The organism is Marinomonas phycocola (assembly GCF_047525455.1).
GTDB lineage: Bacteria > Pseudomonadota > Gammaproteobacteria > Pseudomonadales > Marinomonadaceae > Marinomonas.
Window position 1 is genome coordinate 205,073 of record NZ_JBLIXL010000001.1, and the last position, 18,777, is coordinate 223,849.

The window sequence follows — 18,777 nt, forward strand, 5'->3', positions numbered from 1 at the left end:
ATGCATTAGAGACGAAGGGTAAATAGAGTATTAAACTCAGTTCGAAGCGAATTGTATTTAATACTCTCTATTATTATTTTAACGGCGTAACAGGGTGTTGTATCTCTGTAGAGTCCAATTTCTCCCAGCCCTCTCCGTTGAAGATGTCTTTCCCTAATTGTTTTAATACATAAGGAAAATCAATCATAACCCAATTGTCGACAATTTTATCATCAACCACTTTCCAGAAATCCATATAACGAATTTCCACATCTTTCCCTGTCGGCTCAATCCCCATAAAGACACCCGTATGTTTCGCATTTTGGCGACCAAAAGCAGCCATCCATTCTCCTTCGGCAATACGAACTTCATCGGTACACACTTTCTCACTGAATGCTGCTTGGAAAGGGCGTTGCCAGTTATTCTGGAACTCTTCTAAGCCATTTTTAAATCCGCACCCCGTGTTACCGATCCAGCGAAAATCTTCGTCAAAGAAGCGACCCATGCCTGCAATATCATGATCGTTGAGACCATTTACCATTGCCTCAACAACGGCCCTAGTTTTCTCTGTTTTGCTTAAGTCGTTGTCTAACGTAAAAGGCGCTTGTTGTACTTCGGGTCTTTTCATTATAGAGCTCCAATCATTTTGTAAATGTATATAGCAGTGAAAGGTTACCCTTTCACTGCGCCAGCGGTGAGACCAGAAACAATTTGTTTTTGGAATAGCATTACGAGAAGAAACAACGGTGCAGTAATGGATGTCGCCGCTGCAATGGCTTCGACTTGATCTGTTGCTGTGGTTTCTCTGTTAAAATATGCGGTAATCGCTGGAACCATCGTTTGATTTTGATTATCAAGCAGTAATGACGTTACTAGATAATCGTTATATGCCAGTAAGAATGAGAACAATCCAGTAGTAATAAGCCCAGGCCACATTACAGGTAAAATCACCTTTCTAAATGCTTGAAAGTGGGTGCATCCATCTACACGTGCGGCTTCATCCAATTCTTTTGGCACATTCATAAAGAAAGAGCGCAGCATCCAAATAGTAAAAGGCTGATTAATGGCAACCAGTACCGCAATAACTGCCAGAGGTTGGCCATATAAGGTTGGTGGCGTGTCCGATAAAGCACTTAGAATCCAGCCAATAATAGGCATGCCCCACAGAGGTTCTAGTATTTCTTTAGACTCTATAAAGAAAGGTAAGTAACCAGTGACTAGCACAGAATGTGGTAAAGCTCTAAAAACCAGGGCGGTGATAAGTAGCCAAATAGCAATGTTAGACGTTGTTCTAGATAGTGCATAAGCCGCTAACGTTCCCACTGTTAATGAAATAGTCACTACCCCTGTGGTAACGATTAATGAGTTTTTGAACTGGACATAAAATTCATTTTCTACCCAAACCGCATAATAATGTTCAAGTGTATAACCGATTAAAGGCTCCGCGAGCAAAGACAATAATGGGATAACACTAAAAACGGTATTGATAAGGTTACTGACAACAGGCACAAGATAAAATGCAAAACCAATTAAGATTAAAATATAGGACAGTCCAAGAAAGAAGGCCCCCATTTTCTGATTTTGATTGGGTACAAAATACTCCAATGTTGTTCGATACAGTCTGATCGGAATTTGATATGCATAATAAGCAAAAAAGCCGACTAGAAGAACATCAATAATGCTCAGTGCATTGGCAGAGTTTGCTGTGTTATCCCCTAAGATGACGTCTAAAGGGTTTTGGGCAAATGCATCAATTGGTAGCTTAAAGCTCATGATGAAAATCCAAAAAAGCGGAAACGCAGCAATAAGTGCCCAAAAGGCAAGGAAGCTATAGCTGGTGAAGCGTAATAAAGGCGTTTGTTGGAACGCTTTAGGCGTATCGTCTTCCATCTTATTATCCTTTTTTCTGATCGCGAAGTGTGCGGCTTAGCACTGGCACGAGTAAAATAATGATACCAACCATGGTTAACATGGATGACGCTGAGGCTCTTGATATCGCTCTATTCCCTGTATCATCAGGTTCTAAAAAGTCAAAAGTTAACCACTGTAGTGAAATAACATGAGCTTCACTTGAGAAACCAATAATTTCTTCGAATACACGATAGGTATCCATCAAATGAATTAATGCGATAAAGTAAATCAATGGCATTAAGTGTGGAATAACGACGTATCTAATGCGTTCGAAACGAGATGCACCATCAATAATGGCGGATTCGAGGGTATCTTGATTGACAGATTGCAGACCTGCATAAAAGATAACGAATGCAAAAGGTGCAACGTGCCAGACACGGTAGAACATCATTAAGAGCTCAATCGTCCAGCCTTGGGCAAACATTGAGATTTCTTCCCCTGTTATGTTTTCTAATGCTCTTGTTAGTAAACCTTCCCCAATAAATAACCATTTAATAGAAAGCGCACCAATGACGGGAGTAATGATAAAAGGCAGTAGAGAAACGAAAATGATAGGGCCTTTGACTTTTTTAGATGCATTATTAACAGCTAAAGCAATTAATAAACCAACACCAATCACTAAAGGGAGAGTGATTAAGGTAAACATTAAGGTAAAGCGTAGTGCTTTATAGAAATCAATGGAGCTAAAAACATCCAAAAATTGCCCATTACTCATCAAATCAGAGACATGATCCGGTTCTAGCAACGCTCGATAAGTATCTAACCCTACAAATACAGTCTGTGTTAAGGGATTATTATTTGCGTCTAAAATAGGAATTGTTTTTTCAGTTGACTCACAAATTGAAGTAGGAAAACTGGGAGTACAGGTTTCTACTGTGACTGTTTCGAATACACCCTGTGTGACATAAAAACTTTGTATAAATACCGACACTAATGGAATGGCAATAAATACAAGCATCATCACAAGCGACGGTGCAACAAAGGTAAAGAAAGTTTTGTTTTTCATGCTCGTTACCGCATTAAATAAACGTTAAGTGGAGTTGGCTTCAAAAAACCAACCCGTTTAAAAAGAGGTATGTATTACAATAATCCAGACTCTTTTGCCGCTGAGATATAATCTTCCTCAACGGACTGTAACGTTTCTTTTGCTGTTTTCTGGCCTGTTAAATAGTCAGACACATTTTTTCCCAATGCGGTATGGATTAATCCGATATTCGCTGTCAGAGGGTAGCTTGGTGTTCTGTTTATTGCATTTTGAATGGCTCCATTACTTAGGCGTGTTGGAACGTATCCTTTTATTAACCATATAGCGGCATCTGTGTTTTCTTTGACCATCTCTTCATCTAAACCTTCTAGAGCAACTCTAAAAGCATTATCCGCTTCTTCATCTGTGATGTTTTTTGCAATAGTAATACCGTCCCACCACATGGTGCTTGCAGGATGACCTTCAGGTATCGATTTAGGCGCTGCGGTCATGTAAACCTTGCCAACAACTTGTGATTCTTCTTTATTGTCGAGAGCTGTTGCGCGAGTAGCCCAAAGATTCGCCATCGCAACATTCCCTTGTTGGAACTGTTTTTGAACAAAAGTAGAGTCGGCGATTAAGTATTCAGGATCCATATAAGCAGTTAGCTTTTTCATCATTTCCAATGTTTTTATGCCAGATTCATTATCAACATTAGGTTTATCACCATCAAATAAGTCGGTGCCGAAGCCCAAATACATATTTATGAATTCCATTGCTAGGTTCCAACCGGTTTTGTAAGTTCCTCCTAACGGATATTGGATAATGTCGGCCTGCTTTATTTTTTCGGCTGCAACGAGTACCTCTTCCCATGTTGTAGGTGCTTCTAAACCGACTTGATCTAAAATATCTTTACGATACATAAAGTGTTGTGTATTGATCATCATGGCAATAGCCATCGTTTTGCCGTCTATTTGGATAAACTGATTGGCGTTCAGGTTTTTTCCATATTTCACGACAAGATCGTCCAGTGGCCTTAATAAACCATTATTCAATAAAGGGACAAAAGTGCCATTTGCAACGCCACTGATATGATACAAAGAAGGGGTTGCAGATAATGCCGCACCAACTTTTGTTTTAAATTCTGAATCAAGGGTGGAGCTGACATTGCCACACTCCGCCATTGATTTTGTAACAGCTTTCCAGGCGGCAAAGCTTGCTGAAATGGTTTTTACTTCTTGAGTGTTTTCAAATGCACAGTCTGCATAGGCAAAAGTGCTTAGGGTGCTTAAAGCAATAAGAGATGTAAGAGTTAGTTTTTTCATTTTTAGGTTCCTGTGTGATTTGTAGAGGCGTTTTATTATTATTGGATTAATTAAATATCAATACGTGATCCGTCTTCACGATTGAACCAGTGTCTTGCTTCCGGTGGGATAATGAAGCTGACGGGCTGACCGATTTTTGCACGGAAAGTTTTATCTGCCTTTGCAATAAGCAGGGCGTCTTTTATTTTTATGGAAATAAGAGTTGAATCTCCAAGTAACTCGATACTGTATACAGGGGCAGTGATGTCGCCTTCTACCTCTGTACTTACTTGAATATCTTCAGCGCGAAATCCCATGGTGATATTACTAGGCAGTTGATTTGAGACATTATCAACCTTAGTATGTTCTGCCGTAAATTGGTTATTTATTATGTCACCATCTAATAAATTCATAGCGGGTGAGCCGATAAAGCTAGCAACAAATGTATTGGCTGGCCTGTCATAAATTTCAGTAGGTGTACCTAGTTGCTGCAGTTCTCCCATACTCATAACTACGACTCTATCAGCAAGGGTCATTGCTTCAATTTGATCATGAGTTACATAAATAGTGGTTGTTTGTAAGGTATGTTGTAAATGCTTAATTTGAGCACGAGTCGAGACTCTGAGTTTTGCATCCAAGTTAGAAAGTGGTTCGTCCATTAAAAACACATTTGGTTCACGAACGATGGCTCTAGCCAAGGCTACCCTTTGACGTTGTCCTCCAGATAACTCACGCGGATAGCGCTCGAGTAATTGGCCCAATTCAACCATATCAGAGGCTCTATTGACTCTTTCATCATGAGTGTTAGAGTCGACTTTACGAATTTTTAAAGGAAACCTTATGTTTTCATAGACAGTGAGGTTTGGATATAGACCGTAGCTTTGAAATACCATGGAAATGTCTCTGTCTTTAGGATCAAAACCATTAACACACGTATCTCCAATGTAAATCTCGCCTTCTGTAGGGTCTTCTAAACCAGCAATCATTCTCATGGTTGTTGTCTTTCCACAACCTGATGGGCCTAAGAATACGATAAACTCTTTATCTTCTATATCTAAATTAAAATCTTTTACGCCAGTGGTAGACCCCCAGCGCTTGCAAATGTTTTTTAACTGTATCTTGGCCATACTCTCACTCGTTTTGTTGATTTCTTTGAATACGTATGCAATAAATAACCATAATTCCTTGATTCTTGCAATATTTTTTTGTATTAACGTTTTGATATATCTGTTTTTAGACGTTCCATTTTTATTGAAATATAAAGATATTTGGGAATCTATTTTATTCTGTAGATTATACTAAATCCATCGTTAGAGGTTATTTTTATCATGCTAATTAATATTAAAAACAAAGGGTTAGTTAAAAAATTGAGAGAGTCACTGTATAACTACTCTGAAAGCAACTTCTCCAGCGTTGTTGATGAGATTTTCTCAGAGAATGCGGTGTTGCAACTTTCTTTTCCGTTTGAAACGTTAGCATCAAAACAAGATTTAATAAGTCGAGTTTTTCGCCCTTTATCGGAAGCGTTTATAGGGTTAGAGCGTAGAGATACTATTGTAATGGCGGGGAGTTCAAATCATCAAAGTCAGTGGGTAGGATGTTGTGGTTATTATACAGGGTCGTTTGAAAAGCCTTGGTTAGATATATTGCCTACTGGTCATCAAGTGAGTATGAGATTTCATGAGTTTTTCCGGATAGAAGAGGGAAGAATTGTTGAAATGCAGGCAGTATGGGATATTCCTGAAGTGATGATGCAGGCAGGTGTTTGGCCATTGTCTGTAAGTCTTGGTCGTGAATGGCATGTTCCTGGGCCTGCAACACAAGATGGCATTATTGCTTCTGATGACAATTCGGAGCGCTCAGCGATAAGCTTGGATATCGTCGCTAATATGTGCGAGTCATTGGGGGAGTTTTCTGATGGGGGCGTTGATGCTATGAAACTAGATCAATATTGGCATCCAAATTGCAGTTGGTATGGACCATCAGGTATTGGTACTGCGAGAGGTATTAAAGGGTTTAGAAACTGGCATCAAATACCATTTTTAAACGCGTTGCCAAACCGTGTTGGAGATACTCAGAAAGGTTTTCTATTTGCTGATGGTGATTACGTGGGGTTCACTGCGTGGCCTGGCATGTCAATGACAATTAGTCATGGCGGGTGGTTAGGTATTGCTCCTTCGAATCAGGAAATTACTATGCGTAGTTTAGATTTTTGGCGTGTAGAAGGCCATTTAATTAGAGAAAACTGGGTCTTAATTGATTTGTTGGATGTTTATAATCAAATTGGTGTTGATGTACTTGGAAGGATGAAAGAGCTAAATAAGGCTCGTTTACTTCAATTTGAAAAATAGCCCACTTACAGCCTGTTTATTTAGACCGAATAAGAATACATGGGCTGTAACGCTGTTTTTGTTTGGTGAAGTACAGAAGTGAATACTGGAAGCACCGTTTTCAGAGGTGCTATTAAGAGTATTATTTAGTTTTTTCATTACTTATATTTTTTATATTACTCATAGACTTAATCGAAAAGATAAAGAGCTACAAGAGCAGGAGTTGAAAACATTACTGTAAGAAAAAATGGCAGAGTCTAGTTATAACGTTTTGCAATCTCAAATGGAGCCGCATTTTCTCTTTAATACATTGGAAAATATTCGTGTGTTAATTGATTTATAGCCTGATTCCTCAAAGAAAATGACGGATCTTTTGAGAGCATCCATAACCAAAGCTCAAACACAAATTATTTGTATTAAAAATGAATTAGAAACCGTAAAGGCTTACTTGGCGATTCAAAAAGTAAGAATGGGGGATCGATTAGAATACAATTTGATTATTGAAAGTGGGTTAGAAGAAGCTAAGTACCTAAGTACGCCCTTTTTACGATTCAACCCCTAGTTGAAAGTGGCATAATCGTATTTTGAAGAATACACCGCGCGGTGATCGTACAGGTGTCTAAAAATCAGTCAAGTTAGTAAAGATGAACAGGGGCGATATTCCTTGATACTTAAAGAATTGAATAGAACCCTTCCAGTTAGCCGAAATAATACCTATCTCTTTAAGCAAATGTAGTTAAAATACCGTAATTTTTTATACACGGTTACTCTTGTTTGAGGAATGTGAAAATGAAGTCACAAGATAAAGGTGTTGTTGTTTCTCCCTGCACCAATGTGTGTAGCTTAGATGATGACGATATTTGTATTGGTTGTTACCGAACGGGTGGGGAAATTACTAAATGGGGTCGGGCAAGCATTGCAGAACAAAAAGAAATATTAGAGAAAGTAAAAGAAAGAGAGAAAAACAGCCCTTTTTACAGTGAGTAATGAAGTCGTATTGTTTAATACGCTTCTTATTCTTATTATTACAGTCATCTCATCGACGTGGCCCTGCAGGTGGGCCAAAAATCATTAAAGCGATATTTTCGAATGGATCGGTCAATACGATCAGTGAGTAGGGTGTGAGCATTGGCAAAGAGAATTGCGTGGAAGAGGCGGGTTCGATCAGTTGGGGCTCTGAAGACGCGTTTACTAATATGAAAAATCGAGTAGAGGAACTGCTTAGTCAAGGGCGCAAAGTCCTAGCCGTCGATGAATTTTAATGTTGCCTGTAACATTAAAAATACGCCAAATGAATATGGCTCTCACATAACCAGACAAATTTTAAGGCTTTACAAGCGTATTATTACTGGGTATTGTGCAATTACTTGTCGGAGTGCCATTTGGCTGAGATCGCTTATAAGCGGGATCCGCAGAACCTGATCAGGGTTAAAAACCTGCGTAGGAAACAAGAAAATCGTAATCTTTTCTTTTCTGCATCGAATGTACTTCTACCGGGATTTTACGGTTGTATTTGGTGCTGTCGTATTAATCCCTGTAGAAAATTTTTGAAGCATAATTCCATTTTTGGAATGCCTTCAATGAGCCTCATTTTAGACAAGCAATTCTCATTTTACTTTTAGGGAACGGCTTATGTCATCGAATAATGAATCAGTAAACAACATTATAAAAAAACCAAATAAAGTCAGCCGAGAAGCATCTCGTCAAGCAGCTAAAGCCTTTATTGAATCGCTTCAAGCGACACCTTTTCCTTCTTCAGAACGCATCTATATTGAAGGTTCAGATCCCTCTATCCGTGTTCCTATGCGTCAAATTAATGTCTCTGATACTGCGATTGGTTCAGATCCAAACAATCTCACCTTTGAATCAAATGACCCCATTTATATTTACGATTGCTCCGGCGCGTATGCAGACCCTAAGGCAACGATCGATGTCCATAAAGGGTTACCAAGGTTAAGAGAAAGTTGGATTGATGCTCGTAAAGATACGGAACAATTAACACAATTATCGTCGAAGTTTTCTAATGAACGCTTAGAAAATGCGGCTTTGGATGAATTACGTTTTAAGAATTTACCAAAACCAGAGAAAGCAAAGCCAGGTAAAAACGTAACGCAGATGCATTACGCTCGACAAGGCATTATTACGCCTGAGATGGAATTCATAGCCATTCGTGAAAACCAAAATTTTGATGCAATTCAAGGCGAGCTCTTGCGTAGACAACATTCAGGGAAAAGCGTCGGAGCGAATATTCAGCAACACATTACACCAGAGTTTGTTCGTGATGAAGTGGCGAGAGGCCGTGCAATCATACCGAATAATATTAATCACCCTGAATCCGAGCCAATGATCATAGGGCGCAACTTCTTAGTTAAGGTGAATGCAAACATCGGTAATTCAGCCGTAACTTCATCGATTGAAGAAGAAGTTGAGAAACTGGTTTGGTCGACTCGTTGGGGTGCAGACACCGTGATGGATTTGTCCACGGGTAAAAACATTCATGAGACCCGAGAATGGATACTGAGAAACTCACCTGTACCAATCGGAACGGTTCCTATTTATCAAGCGTTGGAAAAAGTGAATGGCGTAGCTGAAGATTTAAATTGGGACGTATTTCGTGACACCTTACTTGAGCAAGCCGAGCAAGGAGTGGATTATTTTACTATCCATGCGGGAGTGTTATTGCGTTTTGTCCCCATGACAGCGAAGCGTTTGACTGGCATTGTGTCTCGCGGTGGTTCGATTATGGCGAAATGGTGCTTATCTCATCATGAAGAGAATTTCATTTACACGCGTTTTCGAGAAGTTTGTGAAATTTGTGCTCAATATGATGTGGCATTGTCTTTGGGTGATGGTTTGCGTCCCGGGTCTATTCTGGATGCGAACGACGAGGCTCAGATGTCAGAGTTAAGAACCTTGGGTGAATTAACCAAGGTGGCTTGGGAATACGATGTGCAGGTTATGATTGAAGGTCCAGGCCACGTACCGATGCAACTGATTGAAGAAAATATGGCGGAGCAGTTGAAGCACTGTCATGAAGCACCGTTTTATACATTAGGCCCGTTAACACAAGATATCGCCCCTGCGTATGATCACATCACATCAGGCATTGGTGCCGCACAAATTGGTTGGTATGGCTGTGCCATGTTGTGTTATGTCACACCAAAAGAGCATTTAGGCTTACCAAACAAAGAAGACGTTAAAGAAGGTTTAATTACCTACAAAATTGCGGCCCATGCTGCGGATTTGGCAAAAGGACATCCGGGCGCTCAAGTGCGTGATAATGCTTTGTCTAAAGCTCGTTTTGAGTTTCGTTGGGAAGATCAGTTTAACCTCTCTCTAGACCCAATCAGAGCAAGAGCCTATCACGACGAAACGATTCCTCAGGCGTCAGGAAAAGTGGCTCATTTTTGTTCTATGTGTGGACCAAAGTTCTGCTCGATGAAAATTACACAAGAAGTAAGGGACTATGCCAAAGGTCTTGATGACACAAAACTACAGCGTATTGACGCAACAGAGCTCACGGATTTAGATGCCCAATCAGGTATGCAAAAAATGTCTGAGCAATTTAAAGCACTAGGCAGCGATGTGTATTTAACAACGGATCGATTACAGGATGAGGTGTCACTCAATCAGGGTAAGCAGTTACAACGTGAGGAGGATTAATGTTCTCAACAAACTCATTAATGCCGATTGTTTTGTGTGTCGGGGGCTCTGACCCGAGTGCGCATGCTGGCTTACAAGCTGATATCCGTGTTGGGCAGGATTTAGGCGTGCATATTGTCACCGTTGTCACGTCGTTAACTGCTCAAAACTCACAAGGTGTCTCCCATGTATTTCCCATTGCAAAGCAGCAATTTGATGCGCAGTGGGAAAGCATTTTATCGGACATGCAGCCAAACATTATAAAAATTGGACTCTTGTCTAATTATGAATTAATGCTGGCGACGTCTTTTTGGTTAAAGAAAATAAAGATTGGCTACCCAGATTGTCAAATTGTGCTTGATCCTGTGGGCGTCTCTTCCACGGGGCAGAGCTTATTTTGTTCCTCTATTCATGATGAAGCTGAAGGGCATGATTCGTTTGAATCGTTAATGGCGCTTCTGACAATAGTGGATTGGATTACGCCAAATACCGATGAATTCGCGTTGATGGTGAACCTGAAGGAGGATCGACCGATAATTGATTCATCGATCACTAGCCGTTTATTTGAATGTTTTAATGCGTTTATGGTGCAGTCACCGAGCTTTAGAGAGAAAAAATGGTTGATTAAAGGTGGCCATGCTTGGGGAAAGTCGAATGCTTCTGAAGACTGTGTAGATTGGCTTTTTACCTCCAGTGTGAAGGTGGAGGGTTTGTCTTTCCCTATTGGTTTTTCATCGAAAAGGCAAACACAGAGTCACAGCCGTGGAACAGGATGCAGTTTTGCAACGGCATTAAGTGCTTTTTTGTCTTTAGGGTACGATACGCTAGACAGTATCACCTTAGCGAAAAGTTATATTAATCATGCTCTAGAAAAAAGCTATCAAGTGGGTAAAGGAGAGGGGCCTTTAGGGACGTGTGGTTGGCCAGATAAAATTGAGCATTTGCCCGAGATACTGACTTCAAACGAACAAGACGTTTTTCAATCGGATCGGTCTACTCAGCCATTTTTATCCATGGAGCCTCGTTCATTCGGGTTGTATCCAGTGGTCGATTCCCCTGAATGGATTGAGCGGTTACTGAAAGCGGGCATTCAAACGATTCAATTGCGCATCAAAAACCCTCAATCACCCTGTTTAGACCAAAACATCAAAACAGCGGTCAAGCTTGGTAAACGCTACAGTGCTCAGGTTTTCATTAATGATTATTGGCAAAAAGCCATTGAATACGGTGCTTATGGTGTTCATCTTGGTCAAGAGGATTTGCTTGAAGCCGATTTGGCCTACATTGCCGCGTCTGGGCTTCGTCTGGGGGTGAGTACTCATGGTTATTTTGAAATAGCGAGAGCGCAAAATGTGAGCCCTAGCTACATTGCTCTTGGTCATATTTTTCCAACAAAAACCAAAGACATGCCTTCTCAACCACAAGGTATAGAGCGATTAACAAAATACATTCGCTTGTTATCAGGCGTGTATCCCACTGTCGCCATTGGAGGCATTGGGGAAGCCGCCTTTGATGATGTTTTACAGACCAATGTGGATGGTATTGCGATGGTGACGGCGATTACTGAATCATCTAACCCTGAAGCCGTTGTGACGGGTTTTTTGCAAAGAATGTCTTCTTATAACGTATCAAGAAAAAGGATGACTGTGTAATGAAAGAGATCCAACTTAATGATTCTTTGTTTTCGTTCTCTGGCGAATCGGTGGAAGACTTAATTCGGCATTTAGAATCAAATAAAGAGGGCGTCGCTGTCGCTCTGAATGACGACATTGTGCCTAAAAGCGTATGGGGAAAGACCTTGATACGTCATGGAGACACGGTACTAATTTTTGAATCGATCGTGGGTGGATAACATGAATACGATAAAAAATGATCCTCTTATTATTAGCGACCATTCATTTCAGTCACGTTTGTTTACTGGGACAGGAAAGTACGCCAATTCAGAATCAATGATTGAATCAATTAAAGCCAGTGGCAGTGAGTTAGTCACCTTGTCTCTGCGACGGATGGATTTTGTTAATCAAAGTGATAATATCTTGCAGCCATTACAACAGCACGGAATGAAATTGTTGCCAAATACTTCTGGAGCGAGAACCGCAAAGGAAGCGGTATTCGCTGCGAATTTATCAAGAGAAGCGTTAGAGACCAATTGGGTGAAACTAGAAATTCACCCTGACTCACGCTATTTAATGCCAGATCCAGTTGAAACACTCGAAGCAGCAGAGCAACTTATAAAGCAGGGGTTTATTGTGATGCCTTATGTTCACGCTGATCCTGTTTTGTGTAAAAGGTTGGAGGAAGTTGGTTGTCATTGTGTTATGCCATTAGGCTCGCCTATCGGATCAAACAAAGGATTGGCCAGCCGTACCTTTTTGGAAATTATTATTGAACAAAGCAGTGTTCCTGTCATTGTCGATGCTGGGATTGGCTCCCCTGCGGATGCGGCATTAGCCATGCAATTGGGTGCAGATGCTGTTTTGGTAAATACCGCAATGGCGGTGGCCCGCCAACCAGAATCCATGGGATATGCCTTTTGTTTAGCGGTAGAAGCTGGGCGTTTGGCGTTTCGCTCTGGTCTGGCTATGGAAGAGCATGCGGCGGCGTCGAGCCCAATGACCGATTTTTTAGCAGGATTGGTCTAATGTCGAACAGTATTGCTGCACCATTAAATTTTATCGGTCAATCGACTGCTGTTCAGGGTCAATTTAGCGATGTCGTATCGTCGCTAAATTGGCAAACCACGGCGGCAAGTATTGACAGTCAAACCGCAGAAGATGTTCGAAGGGTCTTGGTGAAAAAAAATCTTCAAATAGACGATTTTATCACGCTGGTATCCCCTGCTGCTCAAGCTTTTTTACCTGAAATGGTAGCCAAAAGTCAGCAACTTACTCGACAGCGCTTTGGTTTTGGTATGAGTTTGTTTGCGCCTTTGTATTTGTCGAATACCTGTGCGAACGAATGCAGTTACTGCGGCTTTTCGATGAGTAATCCTATTAAACGTTTGACACTTAATGAAAGTGATGTTGAAAATGAAGTACGTGCGTTAAAAACAAAAGGGTTTGATCACATATTACTGGTCACTGGTGAGACATCAAAAGTGTCTTTGTCGTATTTTAAAAAAATGCTGCCAATCATTACGCCATCCTTTAACTACCTTTCAATGGAGATTCAGCCATTAGAGGTGGATGAGTATTCTGCTTTACGTGGCTTGGGTTTGAACGCTGTTTTGGTTTATCAAGAAACCTACAACAAAACGACGTACGCAAAACATCATATCAAGGGTAAGAAGTCGGATTTTAATTATCGTTTGGATGCTCCTGATAGGATTGGCCAAGCACAGGTGCACAAAATTGGTTTAGGTGTGTTGTTAGGATTGGACGATTGGCGAACGGACAGCGTGTTTCTGGCGCATCATTTACGTCACTTACAAAAACAGTATTGGCGATCTCGTTTTAGTATCTCCTTTCCACGCATTCGACCCTGTGAAGGAGGTATAGAGGTGGGATCCGAAATTACCGATAAACAATTAGTCCAATTAGTCTGTGCTTGGCGACTGTTCGATGCAGATGTAGAGCTTTCGTTGTCGACACGTGAATCCGCACATTTTCGAGATCATGTATTGCCTATCGGCTTTACCAGCATGAGTGCAGAATCAAAAACTCAACCGGGTGGTTACGCAGAAGATGCTCAATCCGCATTAAAGCAATTTGAAATATCGGATGAGAGACAGGTTTCTGACATTGCCAAATTAATCCAGTCTCATGGCTTAGAGGTAATTTGGAAAGATTGGGATAAAGCGTACAACTCATAACTTGAATTCAAGTAGAGTTGGGTCGCGTTATTTGCACGAAACTAAAGTTACTGACGGTCATCTGACAACCTTTACCTAGTGGTTACCTGAGTTTGACACACATTGACAATAAAGTGATTCATAATGAACTCATCGAAACGAACGAAATAGAAACAAATAGGAGATCATTATGAATGTTAAAAAAATGGGACTAATGAGCGCAGTCGGCTTTACGGCTTTGGTCACGGCATCTTTAGCAACCAATGTTATGGCTGACGGTCATAAAAATGGAAATGGAATGCATGATTCATCCAAAATGGCAGATCGTTTGGCTCATGTATTGGAATTAGATGACGCGACTAAAGCGGAAGTAACGACCTTGCTAGAGAAAAATTCATTAGAAATGAAAACGTTACGTGAATCTCATAAGACACAATTGGAAGCTTTATTGACTCCAGAGCAAGTCGAAAAATTGCAAAAAATGAAGAAACATCGTGGTAAACACGGTAAGTATGGCAAAGAAATGAAGGATAAAATGAAGGACAAAATGGAAGACAAAGGTTAATACAGCATTAGTTTTGTCTGCAGTCTTTAGACAAGTATTTTTTGTGACTTGACGTTTTATCCCAGTCCTATTGAGTTTGTTTAAACTAGCCTCTGTACAGACCCTCGTTAACCCCAACTTAATTAAGTTGGGGTTTTTTTTTGCTATGCTTTTTAGGTAAAGGTCCAATAGCTAGCTTGAAACTTTTCCAAATAAGTCAAAATACGTCGGGAAGGTTTTTGATGTACAGCCTGGGTCATTAATCGTCACCTGTGAGTTAGAGAAAGCGACTAATGAAAAACACATCGCGATACGATGATCATCGTAAGTATCAATAGCCGCATGTTTTACGTCTTTTAATGGTTCAACGTAAATATAATCTTCACCTTCGTCGACTGTGGCTCCTAATTTTTTCAATTCGGTTGCCATCGCAGCTAAACGGTCTGTTTCTTTTACACGCCAGTTATAAATATTACGAATACGTGTCGGGCCGTTTGCAAAAAGAGCGGTAGTGGCAATCGTCATAGCCGCATCTGGAATGTGGTTCATATCCAAATCAACGCCATTCAATTGATCTTTTTCAGCTTCGATCCATGTTGGCCCATAGGTGATTTTTGCTCCCATTGCAGATAAGACTTCTGCAAATTTGACATCACCTTGGACGCTATCTGAGCCAACACCGTGCACTTTGATTTTACCGCCCGCAATGGCTGCGGCTGCAAGGAAGTAAGACGCAGAAGAGGCATCACCCTCAACCATAATATCGCCTGGGCTTTGGTATGTTTGCTGGCCTTTAACAATGAAGGATTGGTAGTTATTGTTTTCTACAACAACACCAAATTGTTTCATAGCATGTAGAGTGATATCGATGTAAGGCTTAGAAACCAAATCACCGTCAACATGAATGGTTAAATCGGATTGAGCGAGGGGCGCAGACATTAAAATAGCCGTTAAAAATTGGCTAGAAATATGGCCTTTAATAGACACTTCACCACCAGATAAGCCATTCGCTTTAATAAGCAATGGTGGGTAACCTTCGGTCTCTTGGTATTCTATATCAACGCCTAGGGCTTTTAATGATTTAACTAAATCGCCAATTGGTCGTTCGTGCATTCTTGGCTCACCATGTAAGCGGAATTGACCTTCGCCTAAACATAATGCCGCGGTCAAAGGGCGCATTGCCGTACCCGCATTGCCAAGGAAGAGGTCCGCTTCAGTCGCGTTAAATGGGCCACCATTGCCTTCAACAATACAGGTGTTTTGATCTTCAAGGGTGTACTTGATACCAAGAGAGGTAAGTGCATTGAGCATATGTCGGATGTCATCACTTTCTAATAGATTGGTAATCCGAGTCGTGCCTTTTGCTAACGCTGCCAGCAGTAAAATTCTATTTGATAGGCTTTTTGATCCTGGAATCTGAATTTCACCATTAGCAGAGGTTAGGGGGCCAAGAGTAATTGAATGCATTGTAATTCCTGATGTTGATAAGCGTGATAGTTTAATATTGATAATTCGTTACGTTTTAGTGATGACCAGTAAACAGGTTAGGACATTGTTCTGACTCAAAAGACATTAAGAATGATTTTTGAATTAGCTAACGGTAGAACCGTCTTTAATCGGGTATTCATGATGCAAACTAATCATCCACATCGTCTAATGATGCACCATTCGTTAATGCCGCCATGTCTAACTCATTGAGTGTTTTGTACGTTGATTCAATTTTTTGAATGCGAGTATGAGCATCATTATAAGACTCTTGATACACACTGTTCGCCATCATGCTAATAAGGTTCATGACACTGGCATAAGAATCGAAGGCAGAGACACCACGTACAGCACATGAAAAATGCAAATCGCTGATGTCACTTGGGGCCACATCCGCATGATCGGTAATGTAGATCAAACGAATGCCTTTTGTTTTAATGGTGCCCATGAGATTTTTTAGCCACGAAGGTCGGCGACGTATGCCCATTACAATCACAATGTCTTCTTTCATGAAAGAAGCGACTTCTTCTCCCAAGGTTTGACCTGGAATCGGAAGAAGCGTGATATTGGAGCGGCATTGTGTCAATTGCTGGCGTAAGTGCAATCCCAGTGCATAATTATTTCGATAACCAATGATATAGACTTTTTGTGCCTGACTAATCCACGTAATGGCGGTTTGATAGCTTTCTGGATGAATGGATTCGAGTGTTTTTTGAATGTTGTTTTGATCGCACTTAATGTGATCTTGAAACAAGGTGGATAATGTTTGTCCTTCGGATATTTTTTGCGCGACAGGTGCTCCCCATCGCCTTGCTGTTCGCACCTGCTTTTTAACTTCCCCAAAGTCACGATAACCAAGTCGTTGTAGTAAACGGGTAACAGCTGATTTTGAAACTCCTGCCAGCTTAGATAATTCCGTCGCTGAATAGGTTGCAATGTCTCCTTGGTGGTTAAGGATGCAAGTTGCTAGCTTCTGTTGTGTTGGAGATAACTTTTCGTAAATCTCTTTAATTCGTTGCTCTATTGATTGGTCTTGCATTGTTTCATTGATTTCATAGACAAAGTTTAGGGAATAATGACGGAAAAAAGAGGTTCTTGGAAGGGCTAAACTTTGTTGATTGCAAAATGTCTCGAAAAGATAGGATATTTTCAAGAATAAATACGAAACAATTGTTTCTTTTTTGTTATTGTGAAATTATTGTTTTTTTTGGGTGTTTTAACTATTCTGTCTTTTTGTGTTTTCTAGGAGCGTCTATGTCTAATAAATCTACAAACTGGTACGGTGTTAATTTGGCCTCAGAAAGGTTAGGGGCACAAGCGATCTATGCGAGCGATGATTTTTTTGCGCCTAAAGAACGTATGTTACAAGATCATGATGCCGTGTTTATAGAAGGTAAGTACGATGAGCATGGCAAATGGATGGACGGCTGGGAATCTCGTCGAAAAAGAACAGAAGGTTATGATTATTGCATTGTGAAATTAGGTGTATCTGGGCGAATCAATGTTTTAGATATAGACACACGGCATTTTACAGGAAATTACCCTCCAGCGGCGTTAATACAAGCCTGCTATGCTGAAGGTGAGATAAGCGACGAAACTGTATGGGTGGATATAACGGAGACTGTTTCTCTAGAAGGCGACAAGCAGCATCTTGTCGACGTTCAGAGCCAACAAGTATTTACTCATGTGAAATTAACTATCTACCCTGATGGCGGTGTGGCGCGTTTGCGAGTGTATGGTCAACCTAATATTGATTGGCAATCTTTTAAACATGCCACGAATATCGATTTACTTGCTTTGGAACATGGTGGAAGAGCCATAGAGGCAAACGATGAACACTATGGCTGTATTCAAAATTTAAACCTACCGGGTAAAGGGTTGAATATGGGAGACGGTTGGGAGACTCGACGACGCAGAGAACCCGGCAACGATTGGGTCATTATGGCTCTGGGGCATGCTGGAGAGATCCATTCAATAGTAGTAGATACGGCGTATTTTAAAGGCAATTTCCCAGATGCTTGCTCTATTCAATATGCAAACATTGAAGGGTTGCCTGACACCAGTCTGGCGGCTCAAAGTATTTATTGGCAAGAACTGTTGCCTAAGCAAAGTTTGAAAGCGGATTATGAGCATTGTTTTAATGAAGAAATCGCCGCAGTGGGTAAAGTTACGCACATTCGTTTAAATATCTTTCCGGATGGGGGTGTTAGCCGAATACGTTTATTGGGTAAACCGATATTTTCATAATGCATGATGATAAATGTATTTTATAAAAGGTGAAGTATGCACATGCAGATAGACCGATTAACGCCAGAGAACTTCCAATTCTATGGAGATGTTATTGATGCTCAAAACGCAGCGACTCATTATTTAATAAATAAAGGGACGACAACGCGTTTCCATGATCTTGCGAAAGTAGATATTGTGTCGGATGACGTCAATCCAGCCAATGTTGGAATTAGTATATTTCGTGGAGATGCCAGAGTCTTTCCTTTGCGTATCAGTATGCTAGAGCGCCATCCATTAGGGTCACAAGCATTTATGCCACTGAATCAAAAACCGTATCTTATTGTGGTTGCTCCATCATTGGATGAACATCGTCCAGATATTCATAAAATGAAAGTGTTTTGGGCTAAGGCATCACAAGGCGTGAATTATGCGTGTGGCACGTGGCACCATCCTTTAATTGCCTTGGGTGACGCGGCGGATTTTTTGGTTATTGACCGAATAGGCTCAGGTCATAATTGTGATGAGTATGAATTTGATGAAGCATTCGTTTATCAAATAGATGAAACGGATTTTGCTCGATTTTCCAGTTAAGTGAGGAA

18 protein-coding genes, 1 pseudogene and 1 riboswitch are annotated in these 18,777 nt (G+C 40.7%); of the genes and pseudogenes, 12 read left to right on the top strand and 7 right to left on the bottom strand.

Annotation, left to right across the window (positions count from 1 at the left end):
* Positions 1–73: 73 nt before the first annotated feature.
* From ACMUMJ_RS01000 to ACMUMJ_RS01020, 5 genes are all read right to left on the bottom strand, one after another.
* Positions 74–607 (bottom strand): ester cyclase, encoded by a 534-nt coding sequence (locus ACMUMJ_RS01000; protein ID WP_414676933.1) that lies wholly within the window; start codon positions 605–607, stop codon positions 74–76.
* 44 nt (positions 608–651) lie between these two features.
* Entirely contained in the window at positions 652–1,869 is a 1,218-nt protein-coding gene (locus tag ACMUMJ_RS01005) for a carbohydrate ABC transporter permease (RefSeq protein ID WP_414676934.1), read from the bottom strand.
* A gap of 4 nt (positions 1,870–1,873) precedes the next feature.
* Positions 1,874–2,896 (bottom strand): carbohydrate ABC transporter permease, encoded by a 1,023-nt coding sequence (locus ACMUMJ_RS01010; protein ID WP_414676935.1) that lies wholly within the window; start codon positions 2,894–2,896, stop codon positions 1,874–1,876.
* Positions 2,897–2,970: 74 nt separating this feature from the next.
* Entirely contained in the window at positions 2,971–4,179 is a 1,209-nt protein-coding gene (locus tag ACMUMJ_RS01015; protein WP_414676936.1) for an ABC transporter substrate-binding protein, read from the bottom strand.
* 50 nt (positions 4,180–4,229) lie between these two features.
* Entirely contained in the window at positions 4,230–5,285 is a 1,056-nt protein-coding gene (locus ACMUMJ_RS01020; RefSeq protein WP_414676937.1) for an ABC transporter ATP-binding protein, read from the bottom strand.
* 201 nt (positions 5,286–5,486) lie between these two features.
* Between ACMUMJ_RS01020 and ACMUMJ_RS01025 the strand changes: the two genes are divergently transcribed.
* The 10 genes and pseudogenes from ACMUMJ_RS01025 to ACMUMJ_RS01075 all read left to right on the top strand — a co-directional run bounded on the left by ACMUMJ_RS01025 (position 5,487) and on the right by ACMUMJ_RS01075 (position 14,485).
* Positions 5,487–6,509, top strand: coding sequence for an ester cyclase (locus ACMUMJ_RS01025; protein WP_414676938.1), 1,023 nt, complete (start codon positions 5,487–5,489; stop codon positions 6,507–6,509).
* A gap of 226 nt (positions 6,510–6,735) precedes the next feature.
* A pseudogene (locus ACMUMJ_RS01030) lies at positions 6,736–7,050 on the top strand (histidine kinase).
* Positions 7,051–7,277: 227 nt separating this feature from the next.
* Positions 7,278–7,475, top strand: a complete 198-nt coding sequence (locus ACMUMJ_RS01040; protein ID WP_414676939.1) for a DUF1289 domain-containing protein — start codon at positions 7,278–7,280, stop codon at positions 7,473–7,475.
* A gap of 134 nt (positions 7,476–7,609) precedes the next feature.
* A complete protein-coding gene (locus tag ACMUMJ_RS01045) occupies positions 7,610–7,750 on the top strand; it encodes a hypothetical protein (protein WP_414676940.1) in 141 nt (46 codons plus the stop codon).
* A gap of 99 nt (positions 7,751–7,849) precedes the next feature.
* Positions 7,850–7,952: riboswitch (TPP riboswitch) on the top strand.
* 168 nt (positions 7,953–8,120) lie between these two features.
* A complete protein-coding gene (gene thiC / locus ACMUMJ_RS01050) occupies positions 8,121–10,151 on the top strand; it encodes a phosphomethylpyrimidine synthase ThiC (RefSeq protein WP_414676941.1) in 2,031 nt (676 codons plus the stop codon).
* Complete coding sequence (thiE, locus tag ACMUMJ_RS01055; RefSeq protein WP_414676942.1) at positions 10,151–11,782, top strand: thiamine phosphate synthase; 1,632 nt, start codon at positions 10,151–10,153, stop codon at positions 11,780–11,782. The genes thiC and thiE overlap by 1 nt, the downstream gene beginning before the upstream one ends.
* Entirely contained in the window at positions 11,782–11,982 is a 201-nt protein-coding gene (gene thiS, locus ACMUMJ_RS01060; RefSeq protein WP_414676943.1) for a sulfur carrier protein ThiS, read from the top strand. The genes thiE and thiS overlap by 1 nt, the downstream gene beginning before the upstream one ends.
* Before the next feature lies 1 nt (position 11,983).
* Positions 11,984–12,772 carry a thiazole synthase gene (locus tag ACMUMJ_RS01065; RefSeq protein ID WP_414676944.1) on the top strand — a complete coding sequence of 263 codons (789 nt, stop codon included), beginning with the start codon at positions 11,984–11,986 and terminating at the stop codon, positions 12,770–12,772.
* A complete protein-coding gene (thiH, locus tag ACMUMJ_RS01070) occupies positions 12,772–13,941 on the top strand; it encodes a 2-iminoacetate synthase ThiH (protein WP_414676945.1) in 1,170 nt (389 codons plus the stop codon). The genes ACMUMJ_RS01065 and thiH overlap by 1 nt, the downstream gene beginning before the upstream one ends.
* 169 nt (positions 13,942–14,110) lie before the next feature.
* Positions 14,111–14,485, top strand: coding sequence for a hypothetical protein (locus ACMUMJ_RS01075; protein WP_414676946.1), 375 nt, complete (start codon positions 14,111–14,113; stop codon positions 14,483–14,485).
* A 171-nt stretch (positions 14,486–14,656) separates the two neighbouring features.
* Here ACMUMJ_RS01075 and aroA read toward each other — a convergent pair whose 3' ends face one another.
* Together aroA and ACMUMJ_RS01085 are read right to left on the bottom strand one after the other, a co-directional pair.
* Positions 14,657–15,931: a 3-phosphoshikimate 1-carboxyvinyltransferase gene (gene aroA / locus ACMUMJ_RS01080; RefSeq protein WP_414676947.1), complete on the bottom strand. Its 1,275-nt coding sequence runs from the start codon at positions 15,929–15,931 to the stop codon at positions 14,657–14,659.
* A 169-nt stretch (positions 15,932–16,100) separates the two neighbouring features.
* The gene (locus tag ACMUMJ_RS01085) at positions 16,101–16,988 is read right to left on the bottom strand and encodes a MurR/RpiR family transcriptional regulator (protein WP_414676948.1); all 888 of its coding nucleotides are present in this window, start codon (positions 16,986–16,988) and stop codon (positions 16,101–16,103) included.
* A gap of 215 nt (positions 16,989–17,203) precedes the next feature.
* Between ACMUMJ_RS01085 and alc the strand changes: the two genes are divergently transcribed.
* Together alc and ACMUMJ_RS01095 are read left to right on the top strand one after the other, a co-directional pair.
* Complete coding sequence (gene alc / locus ACMUMJ_RS01090; RefSeq protein WP_414676949.1) at positions 17,204–18,196, top strand: allantoicase; 993 nt, start codon at positions 17,204–17,206, stop codon at positions 18,194–18,196.
* Positions 18,197–18,238: 42 nt separating this feature from the next.
* Entirely contained in the window at positions 18,239–18,769 is a 531-nt protein-coding gene (locus tag ACMUMJ_RS01095) for an ureidoglycolate lyase (protein WP_527195812.1), read from the top strand.
* Positions 18,770–18,777: the final 8 nt, after the last annotated feature.